This window comes from Burkholderia sp. YHN3-13 (assembly GCF_055810675.1).
Window position 1 is genome coordinate 141,977 of the sequence record NZ_JBVVNQ010000001.1, and the last position, 21,174, is coordinate 163,150.

The 21,174-nt window shown below is 67.7% G+C and carries 17 protein-coding genes and 1 pseudogene; 14 read left to right on the forward strand and 4 right to left on the reverse strand.

Features of this window, described 5'->3' with window-relative positions; all coding sequences use genetic code 11:
- Positions 1-573 precede the first annotated feature (573 nt).
- From AC0KUR_RS00610 to AC0KUR_RS00655, 10 genes are all read left to right on the forward strand, one after another.
- Positions 574-984, forward strand: a complete 411-nt coding sequence (locus tag AC0KUR_RS00610; RefSeq protein WP_034185951.1) for a hypothetical protein — start codon at positions 574-576, stop codon at positions 982-984.
- Positions 985-1,047: 63 nt separating this feature from the next.
- Positions 1,048-1,854, forward strand: a complete 807-nt coding sequence (locus AC0KUR_RS00615) for a hypothetical protein (protein ID WP_473375184.1) — start codon at positions 1,048-1,050, stop codon at positions 1,852-1,854.
- A 104-nt stretch (positions 1,855-1,958) separates the two neighbouring features.
- Positions 1,959-4,661 (forward strand): poly-beta-1,6 N-acetyl-D-glucosamine export porin PgaA, encoded by a 2,703-nt coding sequence (gene pgaA, locus AC0KUR_RS00620; RefSeq protein WP_473375185.1) that lies wholly within the window; start codon positions 1,959-1,961, stop codon positions 4,659-4,661.
- Positions 4,662-4,675: 14 nt separating this feature from the next.
- Positions 4,676-6,769 (forward strand): poly-beta-1,6-N-acetyl-D-glucosamine N-deacetylase PgaB, encoded by a 2,094-nt coding sequence (pgaB, locus tag AC0KUR_RS00625; RefSeq protein ID WP_473375186.1) that lies wholly within the window; start codon positions 4,676-4,678, stop codon positions 6,767-6,769.
- Positions 6,766-8,037: a poly-beta-1,6-N-acetyl-D-glucosamine synthase gene (pgaC, locus tag AC0KUR_RS00630; protein WP_124668986.1), complete on the forward strand. Its 1,272-nt coding sequence runs from the start codon at positions 6,766-6,768 to the stop codon at positions 8,035-8,037. Before pgaB ends, pgaC begins: the two co-directional genes overlap by 4 nt.
- Positions 8,015-8,503, forward strand: a complete 489-nt coding sequence (locus tag AC0KUR_RS00635) for a hypothetical protein (RefSeq protein ID WP_034185946.1) — start codon at positions 8,015-8,017, stop codon at positions 8,501-8,503. The genes pgaC and AC0KUR_RS00635 overlap by 23 nt, the downstream gene beginning before the upstream one ends.
- Before the next feature lie 117 nt (positions 8,504-8,620).
- Positions 8,621-10,444: a glutamine--fructose-6-phosphate transaminase (isomerizing) gene (gene glmS / locus AC0KUR_RS00640; protein WP_473375187.1), complete on the forward strand. Its 1,824-nt coding sequence runs from the start codon at positions 8,621-8,623 to the stop codon at positions 10,442-10,444.
- Positions 10,441-11,709 carry a hypothetical protein gene (locus AC0KUR_RS00645; RefSeq protein ID WP_473375188.1) on the forward strand — a complete coding sequence of 423 codons (1,269 nt, stop codon included), beginning with the start codon at positions 10,441-10,443 and terminating at the stop codon, positions 11,707-11,709. The genes glmS and AC0KUR_RS00645 overlap by 4 nt, the downstream gene beginning before the upstream one ends.
- Positions 11,710-11,879: 170 nt before the next feature.
- Complete coding sequence (locus tag AC0KUR_RS00650; protein ID WP_069705095.1) at positions 11,880-12,716, forward strand: c-type cytochrome; 837 nt, start codon at positions 11,880-11,882, stop codon at positions 12,714-12,716.
- Positions 12,717-12,745: 29 nt separating this feature from the next.
- Positions 12,746-13,225 (forward strand): GNAT family N-acetyltransferase, encoded by a 480-nt coding sequence (locus AC0KUR_RS00655; protein ID WP_049033562.1) that lies wholly within the window; start codon positions 12,746-12,748, stop codon positions 13,223-13,225.
- A gap of 82 nt (positions 13,226-13,307) precedes the next feature.
- On the opposite strand, the gene AC0KUR_RS00660 is transcribed toward AC0KUR_RS00655, so the two are convergent.
- Genes AC0KUR_RS00660 through AC0KUR_RS00670 form a run of 3 tightly spaced genes read right to left on the reverse strand, consistent with a single transcriptional unit; the run spans position 13,308 to position 16,267 of the window.
- On the reverse strand, positions 13,308-14,558 hold the full coding sequence (locus AC0KUR_RS00660) for a Zn-dependent hydrolase (RefSeq protein ID WP_034185995.1): 1,251 nt from the start codon (positions 14,556-14,558) through the stop codon (positions 13,308-13,310).
- The gene (locus AC0KUR_RS00665; RefSeq protein ID WP_226226744.1) at positions 14,551-15,075 is read right to left on the reverse strand and encodes an L-2-amino-thiazoline-4-carboxylic acid hydrolase; all 525 of its coding nucleotides are present in this window, start codon (positions 15,073-15,075) and stop codon (positions 14,551-14,553) included. Before AC0KUR_RS00665 ends, AC0KUR_RS00660 begins: the two co-directional genes overlap by 8 nt.
- A 25-nt stretch (positions 15,076-15,100) precedes the next feature.
- A complete protein-coding gene (locus AC0KUR_RS00670; RefSeq protein ID WP_034185940.1) occupies positions 15,101-16,267 on the reverse strand; it encodes a branched-chain amino acid ABC transporter substrate-binding protein in 1,167 nt (388 codons plus the stop codon).
- A gap of 178 nt (positions 16,268-16,445) precedes the next feature.
- Between AC0KUR_RS00670 and AC0KUR_RS00675 the strand changes: the two genes are divergently transcribed.
- The 4 genes and pseudogenes from AC0KUR_RS00675 (at position 16,446) to ahpF (ending at position 20,289) form a co-directional block, all read left to right on the forward strand.
- The gene (locus tag AC0KUR_RS00675) at positions 16,446-17,342 is read left to right on the forward strand and encodes a LysR substrate-binding domain-containing protein (RefSeq protein WP_034185939.1); all 897 of its coding nucleotides are present in this window, start codon (positions 16,446-16,448) and stop codon (positions 17,340-17,342) included.
- 35 nt (positions 17,343-17,377) lie between these two features.
- Positions 17,378-17,740: pseudogene (locus AC0KUR_RS00680) on the forward strand (PIN domain-containing protein); the annotation flags it as partial.
- 266 nt (positions 17,741-18,006) lie between these two features.
- Entirely contained in the window at positions 18,007-18,570 is a 564-nt protein-coding gene (ahpC, locus tag AC0KUR_RS00685; RefSeq protein ID WP_049035363.1) for an alkyl hydroperoxide reductase subunit C, read from the forward strand.
- Between the two features lie 120 nt (positions 18,571-18,690).
- Complete coding sequence (ahpF, locus tag AC0KUR_RS00690) at positions 18,691-20,289, forward strand: alkyl hydroperoxide reductase subunit F (protein ID WP_124609756.1); 1,599 nt, start codon at positions 18,691-18,693, stop codon at positions 20,287-20,289.
- Between the two features lie 86 nt (positions 20,290-20,375).
- Here the strand turns inward: ahpF and AC0KUR_RS00695 are convergent, their stop codons facing one another.
- Positions 20,376-21,134: a hypothetical protein gene (locus AC0KUR_RS00695; RefSeq protein WP_049035362.1), complete on the reverse strand. Its 759-nt coding sequence runs from the start codon at positions 21,132-21,134 to the stop codon at positions 20,376-20,378.
- Positions 21,135-21,174: the final 40 nt, after the last annotated feature.

The following is a 21,174-nucleotide window of genomic DNA, read 5'->3' on the forward strand; positions in this document are numbered from 1 at the left end:
AAGCCCGTGAAATCCCTGTGCCCGATCTGCAATCGATATCAGGCGAAACGCAAACGTTTGCATTCAATATCGTATTTTTTACTGGCACGGCATTACGTCCGAATATTAAGACCGATTTTACGGACGGAAATACCCTGTTACAGAACAAAATAAAAGTTTCCATTTACCAGCAACAACCCAAAATAACAAAAACGTCGCACCCTCTTTTCACGACGCACGACCTGTATCCTGACCTTCATTGTTTCGCGTCGAACACAGCCGCAAGAATTCCTTTTATCAGTCGTTACTTTTCGGCACGAACGTCGATACCTCCGACGTGACTCAATGCGTGCTCGATCATCGCTACCGACCAGCAATAATCATATTCGGCAATATCGACTTTCTTCAGCATTAAACGAATCAGACGAATCCATCGTTATCCTATTTAAATAGGATATTTCCCTTCGTCCCATTCCAGCCACACGCGGTTGTTGATTCAAAAGCCATCGTGTATCAATAGCGTGTCGCAAAAAGAACGCTGCCAAATCTGACTCGGAATAAATGCTCGCCATTGATTCCGGACGGGAGGTTGCAATGTCTTCTTCGTTTCGACTGCCTGCTCGCCCTTTCCTCAGCGTCTTCCTTTCCTCGCTCTGCGTGAACGCGATGGCCGAGGCGCCGGCGTCCGGTCCGGATGCCGGCCGCTACGTGATTTCGTATATCTGCGGCGACGCACGCATCGACGGGACGGCACCGCTTCCTCCCGACGGCCGGCCATACAACCTGGGCGTGTCGTTTGCTTCCGGCCGCACCGGGCAACCGCTCGCCAACGTCCAGGTCCGCCTGCGGCGACATGGCCGCGTGCTCGTCGAATTCAACGCCGCGGGATCGCGCTGCCTGTTCAGCGTGCCGGACGCCAGCTACCGGGTCGAAGGGACCTATCAGGGAGCGACCCAGTTCGCGATCGTCGAAACGGGCACGCTCACCACGCAGTTGCGATGGTGAACGCCGCCTGACCCCATCCCGATCGCGTCATCCACCGCAACGCATCGAATCGAGGAGCTTCGAATGACTCGTGCAGAACGACCCGACGGCTCGTCCGCCCGCCCGCCGAAACCCTCCTGGGGTCCTGGAAAGAACGCGGCGCTCAGCTTCGTCGCGTTCGCCGCGATCTTCAGCCTCTTCGCGTATACCGAGCGGGACAAGACCGCCGGCCATGCGAGCGTGACGCACGACATCGCCGGCGCGATCGACGCCGCGGTCGGCCAGTACCGCCAATCCATCGTGGCCGCGCCCGGCCGCGCGAGCGGCGCATCCGTCCCTCCGATCGCGGCCGCGCCTGCATCGACGATTGCGCGACAGGCCGCACCGCTCGCGCGGCCCGGGCCGGCTCCCGCGCCGTCCGCATCGACGCCGCGCGAGGTGTCGACCGCGCCGCCGGTCACGCTCGCGGTCGAACCGCCAGCCGCGTCGCGGGTCCGGCCCGGCACCGCCGCCCGACACCGGCAGCCCTACCCTCCACCGCCCGCGGCACTGGCAGCCGATACGCACGGCGCGCCGGCCCATGGCCGCGCCGCCGCACGGTCGCTTGCCGAACATCGCGCACCGCGCGCCGAGAGGCTGGCAGGCACGCGAAAGCGCCTGGATTTCACGCCGAAGGCGCCGCCGTATGGCACCGACGCGGCGCGCATGCAGACGGCGAGCGTCACGCACGAGGCGCTTGAAGGCGCACGTGCGCTGGCAAAGGCCCGCTCGTGCGCGGTGATCGACGAGTGGAACTGCGTGGCGCAAAACGCGAGCCGCGCACTCGCGATCGACCCGACGAACAGCGAATCGCGCGCGTTGCTGGGACAAGCGATCCGCAATCGCCTGTGAGCCGGTCGGAGGCCGCCGGGCCTCGCCGCCCAGGGGGATGACGGCAGGCGACGAGCGTCGTCGGGCGTGCAACCGATGTGATCGTTTCAGAGTGAGGAGACACCGTGGACAACCCTCGGAAACCACCATGCACCACCGTCGCCCCGTCCAACCGGCGGATCCTCCTGCATGCGCCGCTGGTGTTGCTGCTCGTCGCGTCCGGCCCCTGCTTCTCCGCCGAAGGCGACGCGGAATCGGGCGGCGCGAGAGAAATCGCCAGATCCGCGCCGGATGCGCCTGCGCCCGATCGGCAGGCGAGCGTGACGTCGATGGAGATCGCCGCGGATTCGGGCACGCTGCCCCCTCATGCGCCGACCCCGATCGCACAGGAATCGGATGCGTCGATGCAGATCGCGCAGGCACCGAACCCGGCCATGCCGACCACGGTCGTGGTGGACCCGGACGCGCCGCAGCCGGCTGACCGGGGGCCTGGCGCGGCATCGGCCGATACGCAGGCCTCGGTCGCGCAGACATCGCACGCGCCGATGCGGCTTGCGCAGGCGTCCGGCACCGCGTTTCCGAATACGTCGGCACCGCACGCGCAAACGTCGCATGCCCCGATGCAGCTTGCGCAGGCATCCGACACCGCTCGGGCGAATACGGCCGCACCGATCGCGCCCACGTCGGGCGCCCCGCCGCGGGCCGCACCGACCACAACCGCCTCACCGGCCACCACGCCGACGCTGACCGCCCAGGCATCCGGCACCCCGATGCCGAACGCCCCCACCCCCGTCCCGCAGACGCCCGGCTCGCAACCGCCGCCGTCCCAGACGCCGAACGCACCGACGCCCGGCGCCCAGCTCCCTGGCGAACCGATCCAGCGATCCCAGGGCCCCGACGTCGAAACACCGAACGCGCAGGCGCCGAATCTCCGCACCGCCGATGCCGCGACGGTACGCAACGACGTGTTCGGCCTCGCGGCGAGCGGCGGCGCGATCAAGGCGCTCGACGAAGCGAAAGCCCGGCCCGATGCGTTCTCCGCCGTCGACATCGCGCAACTGGAAGAACTGTCGATTCGCCAGCAAGTGCGCGGCGGACGCGACAAGTCGCGTTCGATGACGAGTTCGGACCGCTTCGACGGCCTCGACAGCGCCCTGCGCGCGGCCGACGACCTCGACAAGCGGATGCCGGCCACGCCGGAATACACGCCGGTCAGGACGGCGCTCGCGGGCGACCGCACGGTCGCCTACGCGGCACGCGGCGACATGAAGACGGCCGTCGCGACGTTCGAGACGATTCCGTCCAGCGCGGAAATCTCGATCGACGCGCTGGCGGCCGTCGGCGACGCCTACCTGTACCTGAGCGAAGCGGCCAAGGCGAACGTCGTCTACCTGCGCGCGCTGAAGCAGGCGTCCGCGTCGCCGACCGACCGCGCGACCCGCGGCTTCCAGTACGGCGTGCGCACGCGCGAGATCGAACTGCGCGAAGGCGTGTTCTGGTCGTACGTCGACCAGGGGCGCGCGGCGCAAGCGAAGCAGGTACTCGACGAGATGGGCAAGTCGCTGCCGCCCGTCAAGGAGGTGCGCAACGTCGGCCCCGAGGAAGGCGACTACCTGCGCTACTACCGGCTGCGCGCGCAATACCTGATCTTCACGGGCCATGCCGACGAAGGGATCGCCGCGCTCGAACAGCTCGAGAAGCAGGTGCCGTTCAACGCGGAGATCCGTGCCGCGCACGCCGACGCGGTGTCGGGCCAGTCGCACCCGCGCCAGGCGATCTCGATGTATCGCGCGTCGCTGACCGATCACCCGGACAGCGTCGAGATGCTTGCCGGCCTCGGCCGCGCGTCGCTCACGGCGGACGACTACGCGACCGCGAAGACCGTCGACCAGACCCTGGGCGACACGTTCCCGGACAGCGGCGCCGTGCGCGGCTTCAAGCGCGACTACAAGGCCTATCGCAGCCCCGTGTTCACGACCGACCTGAGCTTCGAGCACGGCAACAGCGCGCTGGCCGACAACAGCTTCACGTCGGACAGTTATGTGTATTCGCAACCGTTCGGCGACAACTGGCGCGTCTTCTCGCACACCTTCTTCGGTCATGCGCAAACCGACGGCGGCAACGTCAGCCGCACGCGCACCGGTGTCGGCGGCGACTACCGGCACGGCCCGCTCACCGTGCAGGGCGAAGTCACGCGCTCGTTCGGCGCGGACGGCCGGACCGGCGGCCGCGGGACGATCGCGTACGCGCTGAACGACTACTGGACGGTCGGCGCCGGGCTCGACACCAACGACAACTCGCTGCCGTGGAAGGCCTATGCCGCGCACATCTGGGGCCGCTCGGCGAACGTCGAGGTCGTGTATCGCCAGAACGACCGCCGCGAGATCAGGCTGAGCTACGGCGTGAGCCGCTACAGCGATTCGAACCTGCACCAGGAGATTTCCGCGACCGGCACGCAGCGCGTGTACACGACCGCGAACCAGCTCGTCAACGTATCGCTGAACCTCGGCACGGACAGCAACACGCGCCAGGACGCGCCCTACTTCAGCCCCGGCCGCGACTACGCGGCCGCGGCGACCGTCATGCACCAGCTAACGCTGTGGAAGAAGGGCGACATGGGGCTGCAGCAACGCGTGTCGGTGTCGGGCGGCGTGTACAACGAGCGCGGCTTCGGCACCAGTCCGCTGTGGAGCGCGCGCCTCGAGCACGCGTGGACGTTCAAGCACGACATCACGCTGACCTACGGCGTCGAAGTCAGCAGCCATGCGTACGACGGCCAGCGCGAGCGCTCCGAAACCGGCTTCCTGTCGGTCAACCTGCCGTTCTAGCAAGGAGAGCGTTCATGCACACCAGACGGACCTTCATGTGCGGATGCCTCGGCACGTTTGCCGCCTGTTCGTTGTTCCCGGGCGTGACGAACGCCAAGATGATCGACCTGCTGCCGCCGTCCGATCCGGCCGACGGCAAGACGTTCCGCGTGATCTGCATGCACGACGTGCGCGACAACCTGATGGCGTCGTTTTCGTCGCCGTCGGCGATGGTCGATCCGTTCGCGGTCGATACCGGCACGCTGACCGCGATCTTCTCGTGGCTGCAGACCAACAACTACCACACCATCACGGTCAAGCAGATCGAGGAGTCGCGGCACGGCGGCACGCCGCTGCCGCCGCGCGCGGTGCTGCTCACGTTCGACGACGGCTACCGCAGCCACTACACGAAAGTGCTGCCGCTGCTCGAGCGCTTCAAGTATCCGGCCGTGATGGGCATCGTCACCGCGTGGATCGACGCGCCGCCGGATGCGCCGATCCGCATCAGCGACAAGATCCAGGTACCGCGCGACTACTTCATGTCGTGGGACGAAGTGAAGCAGGTCGGCCAGTCCCGTCTCGTCGAACTCGGCTGCCATACCCACAACCTCCATCATGGCGCGATCGCGAATCCGCAAGGCAACGAGTTGCCGGCGACCACGTCGCACCTGTACCTGCAGGATCAGCAACGCTATGAAACCGACGCCGAATTCGCGGCACGCGTGCACAACGACCTGCAGACCTGCGTACGGCAGATCCGCGACCACACGGGCGTCGTCGCGCGCTCGATGGTATGGCCGTACGGCGCGGAAAACCAGCCCGTGCGCCAGATCTCGACGTCGCTCGGCATGGACATCCAGTTCAGCCTCGACGCCGGCCCGAACACGCCGGACGTGCCGCTGGACCGGCTGAGACGGATCCTGATGATGTACGACGTCGACATCGGCGGGTTCGAGCGCTCGATGCGCGAGCCGGCGTCCAACCGCGGCGACGTCGACGTGCCCGAGCGCATCGTGCAGGTCGATCTCGACCAGGTCTACGATCCCGATCCCGCGCGGCAGGAAGCCAATCTCGGCAAGCTGATCGAGCGCATCTACCGGATGCAGCCGAAATCGGTGTACCTGCAGGCCTATGCGGACCCGAAGGGCACGGGCGTGGCCGAATCGGTGTATTTCCCGAACCGGCACCTGCCGATGCGCGCCGACCTGTTCTCGCGCGCCGCGTGGCAGCTCAATACGCGTGCCAACGTGCAGGTGTACGCGTGGATGCCGGTGCTCGCGTTCCGGCCGCCGGCCGACAAGCAGCGCGGGCTCGAGGCCGTCAGCGCCCACGGCGGCGCGCCGGCCCGCGAGAACGGCACGCGCGTGTTCCGGCTGAGCCCGTTCGATCCGGACGCGCGGCTGATGATCCAGCAGATCTACGAGGATCTCAGCAAGCATGCGTCGTTCAGCGGCATCCTGTTCAGCGACGACGCCGTGCTCGACGACTACGAGGACGCGGGCCGGCATGCGCTGCGCATCTATGCGCAGTGGGGGCTGCCCGCCGATATCGGCAAGATCCGCGAGAACCCCGAACTGATGAAGCGCTGGACCCGCCAGAAGTCGCGCTACCTGATCGACCTGACCCGGCAGCTCGAGCAGATCGTGCTGGCCCACCAGAACGTCGGCGACGTGCTGACCGCGCGCAACCTCTTCGCGATGCCGGTGCTCAAGCCCGAATCGGAAGCGTGGTATGCGCAGAACTACGACGACTTCCTCGCCGCCTACGACTACGTCGCGCTGATGGCGATGCCGTACATGGAGCAGGCGAAGGACCCCGAGGGCTGGCTGGACCAGCTCGTGCGGGCCGTGCGCGCGAAACAGCGCGGGCTGCAGCGTACCGTGTTCGAACTGCAGTCGTACGACTGGCGCGCGCACAAGGACGTGCCGGCCGGCACGCTGCTCACGCAGATGCGGCGGCTGCGCAGCGAGGGCGCCGTGAATTTCGGGTACTACCCGGACAACTTCCTGAACGGCCAGCCGGAACTCGACGCGATGCGCGACGTGATGTCGCTGAAGTCGCGCCTCGACCCCACCTCGATCAACGCGCTGATGCAGATGCAGCAATCGCAGGGGACGAAGACGCCATGACCACCCACAGCCTCATCACGCGCCTGCAGGATTTCGTTTTCTACTACCCGTTCTTCATGTCGTATCTGTGGATGATCGGCGGCGTCGTGCACTACTTCCTGCTGGAAGAAGGCCGCACGCTGTCGACCCGGACGATCGCGGCGAGCGGCATCCCGAAGATCTCGATCGTCGTGCCCTGCTTCAACGAAGCCGCGAACGCGCGCAGCGTGATCGGCCACCTGAACGGGATGCAGTATCCGAACTACGACATCATCGCGGTCAACGACGGCAGCCGGGATCGTACCGGCGAGATCCTCAACGCGCTGGCCGTCGAGATCCCGCGGCTGCTCGTGATCCACCACGCGCGCAACGAAGGCAAGGCGGTCGGGCTGACGACCGCGGCGGCCGTGTCGAACGCCGAATACCTGCTGTGCATCGACGGCGATTCGCTGCTCGCGCACGACGCGATCGGCTGGATGCTCGAGCACTTCCTGACCGACCCGGGCGTCGGCGCGGTGACCGGCAACCCGCGCATCCGCACGCGCACGTCGCTGCTCGGCCGCATGCAGGTCGGCGAATTCTCGTCGATCGTCGGGCTGATCAAGCGCACGCAGCAGGTGTACGGCCGCATCTTCACGGTGTCGGGCGTCGTCACGATGTTCCGCAAGACCGCGCTCGCCGACGTCGGCTACTGGAGCTCGGACATGCTGACCGAGGACATCGACATCAGCTGGAAACTGCAGTGCCGCGACTGGCGCGTCGTGTACGAACCGCATGCGCTGAGCTGGATCCTGATGCCCGAGACGCTCAAGGGGCTCTACCGGCAGCGGCTGCGCTGGTCGAAAGGCGGCATCCAGGTCCTGATGAAATATGCGGGCACGCTCGCGCGGCCGACGCAGATGATGATGTGGCCGCTGTTCGTCGAATACCTGATCGGCATCGCGTGGGCCTATTCGATGTCGTTCATCCTGCTGCTCGCGCTGCTGAACCTCGTCTACCCGCTGCCGCCGAGCTGGCACGTATCGGTCGTGCCGCACTGGCACGGGATGCTGCTGGTCGCGACCTGCATCCTGCAGCTGATCGTCGGCAGCATGATCGATCGTCAGTATGACGAAAAACTCCTGATGTATTTCCTGGACACCATCTGGTATCCCGTTGCTTTCTGGCTGATCAGCATGATCACCACCGTCGTCGCCCTGCCGGCCGTCGTGCTGCGGGGCCGCGGCAAGCGGGCCGTATGGGTCAGCCCCGACCGAGGCATTCAACATGAAAAACGCGCCGATTATTGACCTTTCCCTGCGCACGCCGCGCGAAATGATCACCGAACGCGGCCGCGTCGTCGGCTCCGTGCTGGTCGTCTGGTTCCGCCTCGTGCGGCCGGCGCTGGTCGGAGCCGTGTGGGCATCGATCTGCATCTATACGTACCGCTACCTGCTGCCGTTCAACGAAGCCGAGATGCCGATCGAGCAAATGGTGTTCTACGCGACCTCGATCGCGCTCATCGCGGGCACGATCGTCACGTGGCTGATCGCGGGGCGCGTCGTGCATCCGCTCGCCCACCGGCTGCGCGTGTCGAAGATGCTGCGGCGCTCGGCCAGCGCGAAGGCGCGCTCGGTGCCGTCCACCGCGCTGGCCGGTGCCCGCCGGCGCGGCGCGCGGCGCACGACGCGCATTCTCGTCGCGTCGCATGACGCGAACGGTTCGATTTCCGGCATCGAATGGGTAGCCCACGCGGGGCCGCCGCCCCGCGAGTAAGTCAGCGGAGACGCGCCGCCGCGCACCGGACGCCCCCGTGCCGCGCGGCGCCGCTCCAGACGCCGCGCTGCCATGCATCGCCGGCAGGCCGGCAACTTCTTCTGGACGAGGTGAATCATGTGCGGAATCGTCGGAGCAAGCGGCCTGAACAATCAGGTGCCGCAACTGGTCAATGCGTTGAGCCGGCTCGAGTATCGCGGCTACGATTCGTGCGGCATCGCCGTGCAGGACGACGGCCGCCTGCGCAGCGAACGCACGTTGCGGCGCGTGACGGACCTGCAGGCGCGCGTGCTGACGCTCGGCCTGGAAGCGCAGACCTGCATCGCGCATACGCGCTGGGCGACGCACGGCGCGCCGTCGGAAATGAACGCGCATCCGATCATGTCCGGCGACACGATCGCGGTCGTGCACAACGGGATCATCGAGAACCACGACGCGCTGCGCGCGGAGCTGCGGGAGCGCGGCTACACGTTTCGCGGCCAGACCGACACCGAGGTGATCGCGCACCTGATCCACAGCGTCTATCGCGACGACCTGTTCGACGCGGTCGTGCGCGCCGTCAAGCGGCTGCACGGCGCCTATGCGATCGCGGTCCTCAGTGCGCACGAGCCGCAGCGCCTCGTCGCCGCGCGCGCCGGCTCGCCGCTCGTGATCGGCATCGGCGCCGAGCAGAACTACCTCGCGTCGGACTGCGCGGCGCTGGGCGACCTGACCGACCGCTTCGTCTACCTGGAGGACGGCGACGTCGCGCTGATCACGCCGGAACGCATCGCCGTGGTCGACTCCGGCGGGCACGAAGCCCGGCGCCCGCTGTGCCAGATGAAGGCGCGCGAGGGAGACGCCGCGCTCGGCCCGTACCAGCACTTCATGCAGAAGGAGATCTTCGAGCAGCCGAAGGCGATCGACAGCACGCTCGACGGCATCGACACGATCTCGCCGGCGCTGTTCGACGCGACCGACGGCACGCGCGCGCGGCTGTCGAGCGTCAGGAGCGTGCTGCTGCTCGGTTGCGGCACCAGCTACTACGCGGGACTGACCGCGAAATACTGGCTGGAGAGCATCGCCGGCATTCCCGCGCAGGTGGAGATCGCCAGCGAATTCCGCTACCGCGACACGGTGGCCGATCCACGCACGCTCGTGGTCGGCATCTCGCAGTCGGGCGAAACGGCCGACACGATCGGCGCGATCGAGCAGGCGCGCGCGATGGGCCAGGAACTGTCGCTGGCGATCTGCAACGTCGCGACCAGCACGATCGCGCGCAATGCGCCGCTGCGGTTCCTCACGCGGGCCGGCATCGAGCTCGGCGTCGCGTCGACGAAAGCGTTCACGACGCAGCTCGTCGCGCTGTTCGTACTGACGCTCACCCTCGCGCAATTGCGCGGCCGGCTCGACGCGGCGCAGGTCGCGACGCACCTGAAGCAGCTGCACGCGCTGTCCGGCCGCATCGGCCATGCGCTTGCGCTGGAAACGCAGGTCATGGGCTGGGCCGCGAAGTTCGCGCGCACCGAGAATGCGTTGTTCCTCGGGCGCGGCATCCACTTCCCGATCGCGCTGGAAGGCGCGCTGAAGCTCAAGGAAGTGTCGTACATCCACGCGGAAGGGTATGCGGCCGGCGAGCTGAAGCACGGCCCGCTCGCGCTCGTCACGAGCGCGATGCCCGTCGTCACGATCGCGCCGGACGACCGCCTGTTCCAGAAGCTGAAGTCCAACATGGCCGAGGTGCGCGCGCGCGGCGGACGGCTCTACGTGCTGGCGGGCAGTCAGCTCGAAATCGACGCCGACCGCGACACGCACCTGATCCGCGTGCGCGAGTCGGGCGACCTGCTGTCGCCGATCGTCAACGTGATCCCGCTGCAACTGCTCGCGTATCACGTCGGCTGCGCGCGCGGCGCCGACGTCGACAAGCCGCGCAACCTCGCGAAATCGGTGACCGTCGAATGAAACGGCGCCCGCGCCCGGTGCCCGCGCCCGCGCGATGCGTCGCGGCCGCGCTTTGCGGTGCGTGCGGCATCGGCGCGGCGCCGCCGGTCGCCGTCGCCGCCGCGCCGGTCGTTCACACGGTCACCGTCCAGGCTTCGCCGTCGCCGCAGGCCACCGGCGACCCGCGCCGCTTCATGCACGGCATCGGCGTGGCCGACGCCGGCGACGGCAAGCGCTGGGTGTTCTTCAGCAGCTCGGGCATCGAGCCGCGTGGCGCGTTGCGCGGCGGCAGCTGGCCGCACGACGTGTACGTCGGCGAATGGCGCCCCGGCGAGCCGCGCCTGCTGCACGTTCACACGTTCATCAGCCGCCCCGAGGCGCAGGAACCGGTATCGATCGCGCAAAACGCGCGCGGCGACATCTTCGTCACGTTCGAGGACGGCTGGAAGGCGCCGCAGGAGGTCAGCCAGCGCTACGGCATCTACCGCCGCGACCTGAAGCCGGTCAAGCCCTACCCGAACGACGTCGAGTCGGGCGGCCATTCGGGGCACGTCGCGACGGTCGGCGAACGCTTCGTCGTGTTCTATTCCGCCGACTGGGTCGACGGCGGCGGCGTCGACAATCTCGGTTCCGGCAACGGCGTCTACCTGAAGACCTACGACGCGGCCGGACACGTGCTGAACCACGTCGCGGTCGCGCCGCACCGCCGCGAATGGTGGCCCGTGATCGCGGGCTCGCCGCGCACCGCGCTGCTCGTGTGGCAGAAATTCATCGAAGGCAGCACCGACGCGACGCTCGAATACGCGATGTTCGATCCCGTCACGGCGAAGCTCGACATGCTCGGGACGCTGAACGACAGGATCCGGTATTACGTGTACTCGTCGGCCTACGTGACGGAGATCGACCGCTTCATCGTCGTCACGACGACGGCCGACGATCGCGGCATCGCGATGCTGATCGCGCCGGACGGCCGCCGCACGGCGACGCTCGACTGCCTGCCCGCATCGGTGCGCGAATCCGGCATCGGCGTCGCCGGCACGCATGCGTACGTGCCGACCCGCGACGGGCGGCTGCTGACACTGGCGCTCGGGGCCTCGACGATTACCGCGAGCGGCGTGCAGCGCTCGCCGATTCCGTGGGGCTCGACCGGCATCGCCGGATTCCCGGCCCGCGGGTCGGCCATGCATTTCGTGTCGCTGACGCCGTCGGGCACGCACGAAGCCGATTTCGAACCCGGGCGCGACACGCCGATGCCGAACGACGCAGCGCGTTGCTCGAGTCATTGACGACAGTCCGGCCGTCGGTCATGTCGTCAGCGCGGGCCGGCCTCGCGCGCCCCTTTCCTCAGCGGAATTCGCCAGCGCCGCGCGTAGCGGATAGACTGTCGCCCGATTCCTTCCATCGCCCGCGGCGCCCGACTCCTGCTGCCGCCGGAACGTCCTTTCCCGGAGAACGAATGCTGAAGCGCCAGTGGTTTTCGCTCGTGCTGCTGACGGTTTGCCTGCTCGGACAACGCGCGTCGGCGCAGTCCACGCTCGAACTCGACACCGACGGCACCGCCCGCCCCCTCACCCGGCAGACGCTGCTCGCGCGCCCCGATGCGGCGGACATCCACGTGCCGCGCGACATCGCGTACGGCCGGCCGATGACGTTCCGCGCGGTGCCGTTCGCCGCGCTGCTCGGCGACACGCCGCTGCCGGCCGACGGCGTGCTCGAAACGCGCGCGGCCGACGGCTTCGCCGCGCAACTGCCGCTGGATCTCGTGCGCCCCCACGCCCCGGCCCGCGCCGTCCCGTGGCTCGCGATCGAGGACCCGGCCCATCCGTGGCCGAAGCTGCCCGGCAAGCCGGTCAGCGCCGGGCCGTTCTACCTCGTGTGGCTCGGGCCGGACGCGTCGTCGGTGCGCGGCGAGCAGTGGCCGTACCAGGTCGTGCGCGTCACGATCGAATCGTCGCCGCTCGCGCGCTGGCCGTCGCTGGCCGTCGATCCGGCCTTGCCCGCCGACGATCCGGCCCGCGCGGGCCAGCGGCTGTTCGTCACGCAATGCCTCGCCTGCCACCGGCTCGACGGTGCGGGCAGCAGCCACGCCGGCCCCGACCTGAACACGCCGATGAATCCGGTCGACTACTTCCAGCCGGCCGCGCTGCGCCGCTATATCCGCGACCCGGCGTCGGTACGCGACTGGCCGGGCCGCCGCATGCCGGCCTTTCCGCCCGACCAGCTGAGCGACCGGGAACTCGACCAGATCGTCGCGTATCTCGCGTACCGGGCAAAGCGCAAGGCCGGCCAGTAACGGGCAGCCGGATCATCCAGGGGACGTTGATGACATCACGCGACACGCTGTTCACCATCGCGCCGATCGACGCCGCGCAGACGCACCCGCTCAGGGCGACGATCCTGCTCAACGGCGACCTGAACGCATGCGAGCTGGCCGGCGACCATGCGCCGACGACGCTGCATGTCGGCGTGCGCGACCGGTCGGGCATCGTCGCCGTCGCGTCGCTCTGCGAGGAACCGCGCGACGACGATCCCGCGCAGCCGGCGTGGCGGCTTCGCGGAATGGCCGTCCACCCTGCCGTGCGCGGCATGGGATTCGGACGCGTGCTGGTGCAGGTCTGCGTGCGGCACGCGGAAGAACGCGGGGCCGCGCTCGTCTGGTGCACGGCACGCGAAGCGGCGTACCGGTTCTATGAAAAGCTCGGGTTTGCGGCCGATGGTGCGTTGACGACGATGCCGGGCCGCACCGATACGGCGTTCCACGTGATGCGCCGCTACATCGACCGGCATTCGCGGTCGGTCTGACGCAACGCGCGCGCTGGCGTCACGCCAGACGAACGCCTGCCCGGCCCGGCGAAACCCTGCCGCCGGGCCGGGCGCGTCACGCTCAGGCTTCCTGCGCGCTTCGCAGCACCGCGCGCAACAGCACGTCGGCGCCCGCCGCCGCCCATTCGGGCGTGATCGCTTCGGCCTCGTTGTGGCTCAGCCCGTCGACGCACGGCACGAAGATCATCCCGGTCGGCGCGACGCGCGCGACATAACACGCGTCGTGGCCCGCGCCGGACACGATATCCATGTGCGACAGACCGAGCGCCTCGGCCGCGTCGCGCACTGCGTCGATGCAGCGCGGCGCGAACGGAACCGGCGGGTACGTGAAGATCTGCTCGATCCGCGCGCCGAGGCCGGACGCGTCCGCCACGCGTGCGAGTTCCGCGCGCAGCGCCGCGTCCAGTTCGTCGAGTACCGCATCGTCGGGATGGCGGAATTCGACCGTGAAGAAGCAGCCGCCCGGCACCGTATTGCGCGAGTTCGGCCGCGCCTCGATCATCCCGACCGTCGCGCGCGCATGCGGCGCGTAACGACGGCCGAGTTCGTCGAGAAACGAGATCATCCGTGCGGCGCCGACCAGCGCATCGCGACGGAATGCCATCGGCGTCGTGCCCGCGTGCGCGTCGACACCGGTCAACGTCACTTCGTACCAGCGTTGCCCCTGCCCGGCCGTCACGACGCCGATCGTCTTGCCGGCCCGTTCGAGAATCGCGCCCTGCTCGATATGCAGTTCGTACGCCGCGTGCACCGGATAACCGCCGACGGGCGCCGCGCCCGCATAGCCGATCCGCTCGAGCTCGTCGCCGATCGTCCGGCCCGTGCCGTCGGTACGCGACAGCCCGTATTCGAGCGTATAGACGCCGGAAAACACGCCGGCCGACACCATCGCCGGCGCGAAGCGCGAGCCTTCCTCGTTGGTCCAGATCACGACGTCGACCGGGCGCTCGGTCTCGATGCCCGCGTCGTTCAGCGCACGCACGACCTCGAGGCCGCCGAGCACGCCGTAGATGCCGTCGTACTTGCCGCCCGTCGGCTGCGAATCGGCGTGCGAACCGGTCATCACCGGCGCGGCATCGGGATTCCGGCCGGGGCGGCGCGCGAACACGTTGCCCATTTTGTCGACGCGCACCGTGCAGCCGGCCTCTCGCGCCCATTGCACGAACAGGTCGCGCGACTCGCGATCGAGATCGGTCAGCGCGAGGCGGCAGACGCCGCCCTTCGGCGTCGCGCCGATCTGGGCCATCCGCTCGAGCGACGCCCACAGGCGGTCGCCGTCGACGCGCGGTACGTTGACGGTGTTCTCATGCATCGCCGTGCTCCGTAGAACCTTGCAGCGCATAGCGGAAATCGCAACGCTTGCCGCCCTGCATGATCGTGCTCGTGCGCGTGAGCGCGATATCCGGCGCATAACCCTGGATGAAATAGCTGTCGCGCGCGCAGCTGAGCAGGTGCCCGATCTCGCCGAGCCCCATCGCGTGATACATCTCCGCGTAGCGGCAGCGATGCACGTCGTAGTCGTAATGCGTGTCGTCCGCGCGCCGCACCTCGACGTCGAGCGCATCGTCCTTCTCCCACAGCACCTGCAGCGCGATGAACGACTTCACGCTCGTGCCGTCCGGCTCCTGCGCGGCGAACGTGCGGCCCGCGTCGACGGCCGCGCCGCGCACGGCTTCCGCGATCACGGCCTGCGCGCGCTCGGTGCCGAACTCGCGCTTCATGATCTCGTAGATCGGCTTGATGATTTCCGCTTCGATGCGGCGCCGCGCGAGGATCCCGAGGCGCGTGTCCTCGGGTGCGGCGGCGGATGTCGGGCTGGATTCGGTCATGGGGATCGTCTTTGTCTCGTGGGGTTTACTTGGCCGCGGTGCGCGAACCGCCGAGCACGTCGACGACGGCCCACTTGCCGCCGCGCACCTGGTAGATCGTGAAGGCCGGGTCCTTCAGGTTGCCTTCCGGGTCGAACGCGATACGCCCGGTCACGCCCGGCCGGTCGATGGCGCGCACCGCCGCGACGAGCTTCGCCGGCTGCGTCGTGCCGGCCTTCTGCGCGGCGGCGATCAGCGTGGCCGCCGCGTCGTACGCGAACGGCGCATGCAGTTCGATCGGTGCATGAAAGCGTGCCTGGTATTGCGTGTCGAACGCCTGGCCGCCCGGCATCCGGTCGAGCGGCAGGCCCGGTTCGAGCGCCGTCACGCCGTCGCCGTCCTTGCCCGCGAGCGACAGGAAGGTCTGGCTCACGAAGCCGCCCGCGCCGAGCAGCGGCGCATTGACGCCGAGCTGGCGCATCCGGCGGGCGATCGGCGCGGCCTGCGCATCGAGGCCGCCGAAGAACACGAGATCCGCGTGCTTGCCCTTGATCGCGGTCAGCACGCCGCTGAAATCGGTCGTCTTGTCGTTCACGTACTGGCGATCGACGATCGCGCCGCCGTTCGCCTGCACGCCCTTGATGAACTGGTCGGCCAGTCCCGCGCCGAACGACGTGCGATCGTCGATCACCGCGATGCGCTTCGCCTTCAGCGTCTTCACCGCATACGCGCCGGTGAAATTGCCGCCCGCATCGTCGTGGCCCATGATCCGGAACGCCGTCGCGTAGCCCTGCTGCGTGTATTGATGGCCGGTGGACGCCGGCGCGATCTGCGGGATGCCCGCGTCGCGGTACACGCGCGACGCCGGCACGCTGCAGCCCGTGTTCCAGTGACCGACGACGCCGATCACGTGCTGGTCGACGAGCTGCTGCGCCACCGCGACGGCCGTGCGCGGATCGGACTGGTCGTCGGCCGCGACGAGCTTGTAGACGACCGGCTTGCCGCCGATGGTCGGATGCTTGGCGTTCGCGTCGTCGATCGCGAGTTGCGCGCCGTTCTGCAGATCCTTGCCGATCCGCGCGGACGGGCCAGTCAGCGGCGCGGCGAGACCGATCAGGATCGTCTGCGGTGCGGATTGCGCGAACGCGGGAACGGAGGCGACCAGGGCGGCCGCTGAGAATGCGAGGCTGGCGGAGAGGAAAGCGATTTTCATGTGTGGAGGATCGGCAGGTCGAATCAAAACATGAAAAATATTAAATATTCAACACCCAAGCCCCAAATACCCAATTGTTGGATGCTTATGCCGTTTCCGGAACATTAACGTATACGACTGTATATAAAGCATATTTTCATGTTGTCGCTTACCCTGACTTTTCGATAAAATTCGATACATGAAAAATATCGAACAATTACCGCACGATCCGCCGCTGCGCGCGGTGCGCGCGTTCGAAGCGTTTGCGCGTCTCGGGTCGGTCACCGCGGCGGCGGGCGAACTCGACATCACGCCGTCGGCCGTCAGCCATCAGCTGCAACTGCTGGAAGCGTTCATCCAGACGCCGCTGACGGTCCGCGAAGGCCGGCTGCTCGCGCTCACCGACGAAGGGCGCGATTATTACCGCTCGATCAGCGCGGCGTTCTCGGTGCTGCGCAGCGCGACGCGCTTCGTGCGCGACCGCTCGTCGCTGCGGCAGATCACCGTCAGCCTGATTCCGCTGCTCGGCATCGGCTGGTTCATTCCGCGGCTGCACGCGTTCCTCGCCGACAACACGGACGTCGACGTCACGGTGCTGTACGCCCATCACCGCAACTACCGAAGCGACGCGTCGGACCTGTCGATCCGCTTCGGCACCGGCGACTGGCCCGGCTACCGCTGCGAACGGCTGCTGCCGGGCGCGATGGTGCCGATGTGCAGCCCGTCGTTCCTGACGCGCCACGGGCCGTTCCGCACGCCGGCCGATCTCGCCCGGGCGCCGCTCGTGCACGACGAGGATCGCAGCACGTGGGTCAACTGGCTGCAGGGTGCCGGCGTGCGGCACGTGTCGCACGCGGTGGGGCCGATGTTCGAGGATGGGCAGCTCACGCTGAGCGCCGCGCGTGCGGATCTCGGCGCGGCGCTGCTGCGCGCGCCGCTGGTCGAGCGCGAGCTGGCGAACGGCGAGCTCGTGAAGCTGTTCGATCACGCGCTCGACGACGGGCGCGATTACTACCTGTGCACGCGCGAGGACGCGGACATGCCGGACGGGGCGCGGCGGCTCGCCGAGTGGCTGAGGAAGATGGCGGGGATCTGAGCGGAACGTGCCGCGCCGGCGGAACGACGCTCGGAATGGTAAAAGCGCTCTTCGACACCAACATCCTGATCGACTATTTGGGCGGCGTGGAATCGGCACGCGTGGAACTGGGCCGCTACGACTATCGAGCGATCAGCACGATCTCGTGGATGGAGGTGCTGGCCGGTACGCCCGCACAGGACGAGGCGCCCATCCGCGCATGGCTCTCGTCGTTTGATGTCATCGCGCTCGACCACACCGTTGCGAATCGCGTCGTGACAATCCGTCAGGAGCGGCGCATCCGCCTGCCCGACGCAATTGTCTGGGCATCGGCACAAGTCAACGGGCTCCTGCTCGTGTCGCGCAACACGAAGGACTTCCCCGCCACCGAACCCGACGTCCGCGTTCCCTACGCGCTCCGAGCCGTCGCCTACCGCGACACCTTGCCCTCCCGTCGCACCGGACACGATCGCGCGAGACGTTCGTCCAGCGCCCGCGCTCGTCCGCATTCGACAGCCATCCGCCCCGCACTCGACAAGCCGCTCCCACAGGCCCGCACAATCAAGGGCCGGAAGCAGATAGAAAATCCCGATGCCCCGGATTGAAACAAGCAATTTCACAAGCTCCGGGTGAACCCGGATACTGGCAACACTCCACTCACCACTGAAGACAAGGAATTCTCCAGATGCCGATCATCAACACCCAAATCAAGCCGTTCAAGGCAACCGCTTACCACAACGGCGATTTCGTGCCCGTCTCGGAAGAGAACTTCAAGGGCAAGTGGTCCGTCGTCGTGTTCTACCCGGCCGACTTCACGTTCGTCTGCCCGACCGAGCTGGGCGACCTCGCCGACCGTTACGCGGAATTCCAGAAGCTGGGTGTCGAAATCTACGGCGTGTCGACCGACACGCACTTCACGCACAAGGCATGGCACGACACGTCGGACACGATCGCCAAGATCAAGTACCCGATGATCGGCGACCCGACGCTCACGCTGTCGCGCAACTTCGACGTGCTGATCGAGGAAGAAGGAATGGCCCTGCGCGGCACGTTCGTGATCAACCCGGAAGGCGAGATCAAGCTGTGCGAAATCCACGACAACGGCATCGGCCGCGACGCAGGCGAACTGCTGCGCAAGGTGCAGGCTGCGCAATACATCGCGGCGCACCCGGGTGAAGTGTGCCCGGCCAAGTGGACGCCGGGCGCGGAAACGCTGACCCCGTCGCTCGACCTGATCGGCAAGATCTGACGATCGCGCCGCCCGCCATCGCACGAGGCGCGCGATGGCGGGCCGCCGCGGCACGCGGCCCGCACCCTCCTCCGGCACGACGTGCCCGACCAGCATAATCAATACGGAATCCGAAACGCCATGCTCGACGCCAATCTCAAGAACCAACTCAAAGCGTACCTCGAAAAAATCACGCGCCCGATCGAACTCGTCGCTTCGCTCGACGACAGCGCGAAATCGCAGGAACTGCTGGCGCTGCTGAACGAGATTGCGTCGCTGACGGATCGCGTGACCGTTGCGGAACGCCGCGACGACGCCGAGCGCAAGCCGTCGTTCTCGATCGGCGAACCCGGCAAGCCGGCCGGCATCCGCTTCGCCGGCATCCCGATGGGCCATGAATTCACGTCGCTCGTGCTCGCGTTGCTGCAGACGGGCGGCCACCCGATCAAGCTCGACGACGACGTGATCGAACAGATCCGCGCGCTCGACGGCGATTACGCATTCGAGACGTATTTCTCGCTGTCGTGCCAGAACTGCCCGGAAGTCGTGCAGGCGCTGAACGTGATGTCGCTGATCAACCCGCGCATCCGCCACGTCGCGATCGACGGCGCACTGTTCCAGGATGAAGTCGAGTCGCGCCAGATCATGGCCGTGCCGACGATGTTCCTGAACGGCGCGTCGTTCGGCCAGGGCCGCAGCAGCGTGAAGGAAATCCTCGCGAAGCTCGACACGGGCGCCGGCGAACGCGCGGCGAAGTCGCTCGAAAACAAGCCGGTGTTCGACACGCTGATCGTCGGCGGCGGCCCGGCAGGCGCGGCAGCCGCCATCTACTCGGCGCGCAAGGGCATCGCGACGGGCGTCGTCGCCGAGCGTTTCGGCGGCCAGGTGCTCGACACGATGGCGATCGAGAACTTCGTGTCGGTGCAGGAAACCGAAGGGCCGAAGTTCGCGACCGCGCTCGAGCAGCACGTGAAGCAGTACGACGTCGACATCATGGACGTGCAGCGCGCCGACGCGCTGATTCCGGGCGACGTGCACCAGATCCGCCTCGCGAACGGCGCGGTGCTGAAGGCGAGGACGATCGTGCTCGCGACCGGCGCGCGCTGGCGCGAAATCAACGTGCCGGGCGAGCGCGAGTACCGCAACCGCGGTGTCGCGTACTGCCCGCACTGCGACGGCCCGCTGTTCAAGGGCAAGCGCGTCGCGGTGGTCGGCGGCGGCAACTCGGGCGTCGAGGCCGCGATCGACCTGGCCGGCATCGTGAAGGAAGTCACGCTGATCGAATTCGGCGCGCAACTGCGCGCGGACGAAGTGCTGCAGCGCAAGCTGCGCAGCCTGCCGAACGTGACGATCGTCACGCAGGCGCAGACGACCGAGCTGACCGGCGACGGCAGCAAGCTGAACGGGCTCGTCTACAAGGATCTGCGCTCGGGCGACACGCGGCGCATCGATCTCGAAGGCGTGTTCGTGCAGATCGGCCTCGTGCCGAACACCGAATGGCTGAAAGGGACGGTCGAACTGTCGAAGCACGGCGAGATCGTCGTCGATGCGCGCGGTGCGACGTCGGTGCCGGGCGTGTTCGCGGCCGGCGACGTGACGACGGTGCCGTTCAAGCAGATCGTGATCGCCGTGGGCGAAGGCGCGAAGGCGTCGCTCGGCGCGTTCGACCACCTGATCCGCCAGGACGTGGCGCCGGCCGCCGCGCCGCAGCCGCAAGCGGAAGAAGCGGTCGCCGCATAACGCCCTTCGGCGTACCGGATTGTCTCTCTTGGCCCCGCATGCTTTGGTCGGCATGCGGGGTCCTTTTTATTCGGAAGTTGGCGCGGCTACTTGGTTGCGGTCGGATCGCCGTTCGCGGGCGCGGGTGTCGTCGACTTGAAGTTGCTCGATGCGCGGACCAGTTGCTCGGTCATCGCGGCGGCGACCGGATTCGCGCCGGACGAATTCCCCTGGCGGGACGAACCGGCGCTTGCCGACATCGACGACATCGGCGGCGGCGGCAACGACGGGTCGAGCTTCGCCGATTCCCGGACCAGCGCGGCCGTCTCCGGCGTTTCGGATTTCGTCGCGGCCGGCGCGGCGGCTGCATGGCGTTCGAGGCCGTCGCGCTTGCGCGGCGCACGTTGCGCGACCTGCGCGGATGCGGCCGATGGAGCGGGTTTGACGGCCGGCGCCGGCGGGGTCGAATCCTGCGCATCCACCGTCACCACGTTGACTTTCGGCGGCGGTGCGGCGGGCTTCGTCACCGGTTGCGGCTTGTCGCTGACGACCGGAACCGCGGGCACGGCCGCAGGCGCGGCGTCGATCCGCGCGGTTTCAGCCGGCGCAGGCGTGGGTGCGGACGGAGGCGGCGCGGCCGCGACCTGTTTCGATGCCGTCGCGGCAGCCGGTGCCGGCGGCGCGATGGCGCCCTGCACCGCATGATCGTTGCTCGCGGGTGCCGCGGCGACCGGCGCGGCCGAATCGCCGATGCCGGCGTCTTCGATCGCACGGTGGTCCGCGCGCAGGAGCATCACGTAGCCAGTGCCGGCCGCGGCTACCAGGAGCGCACCGGCGATCATCAAGGTCTTGCGGGTACTCGTCATGCTTGCTCACCGATCATTTCGACGTGAACAAGCCATCATA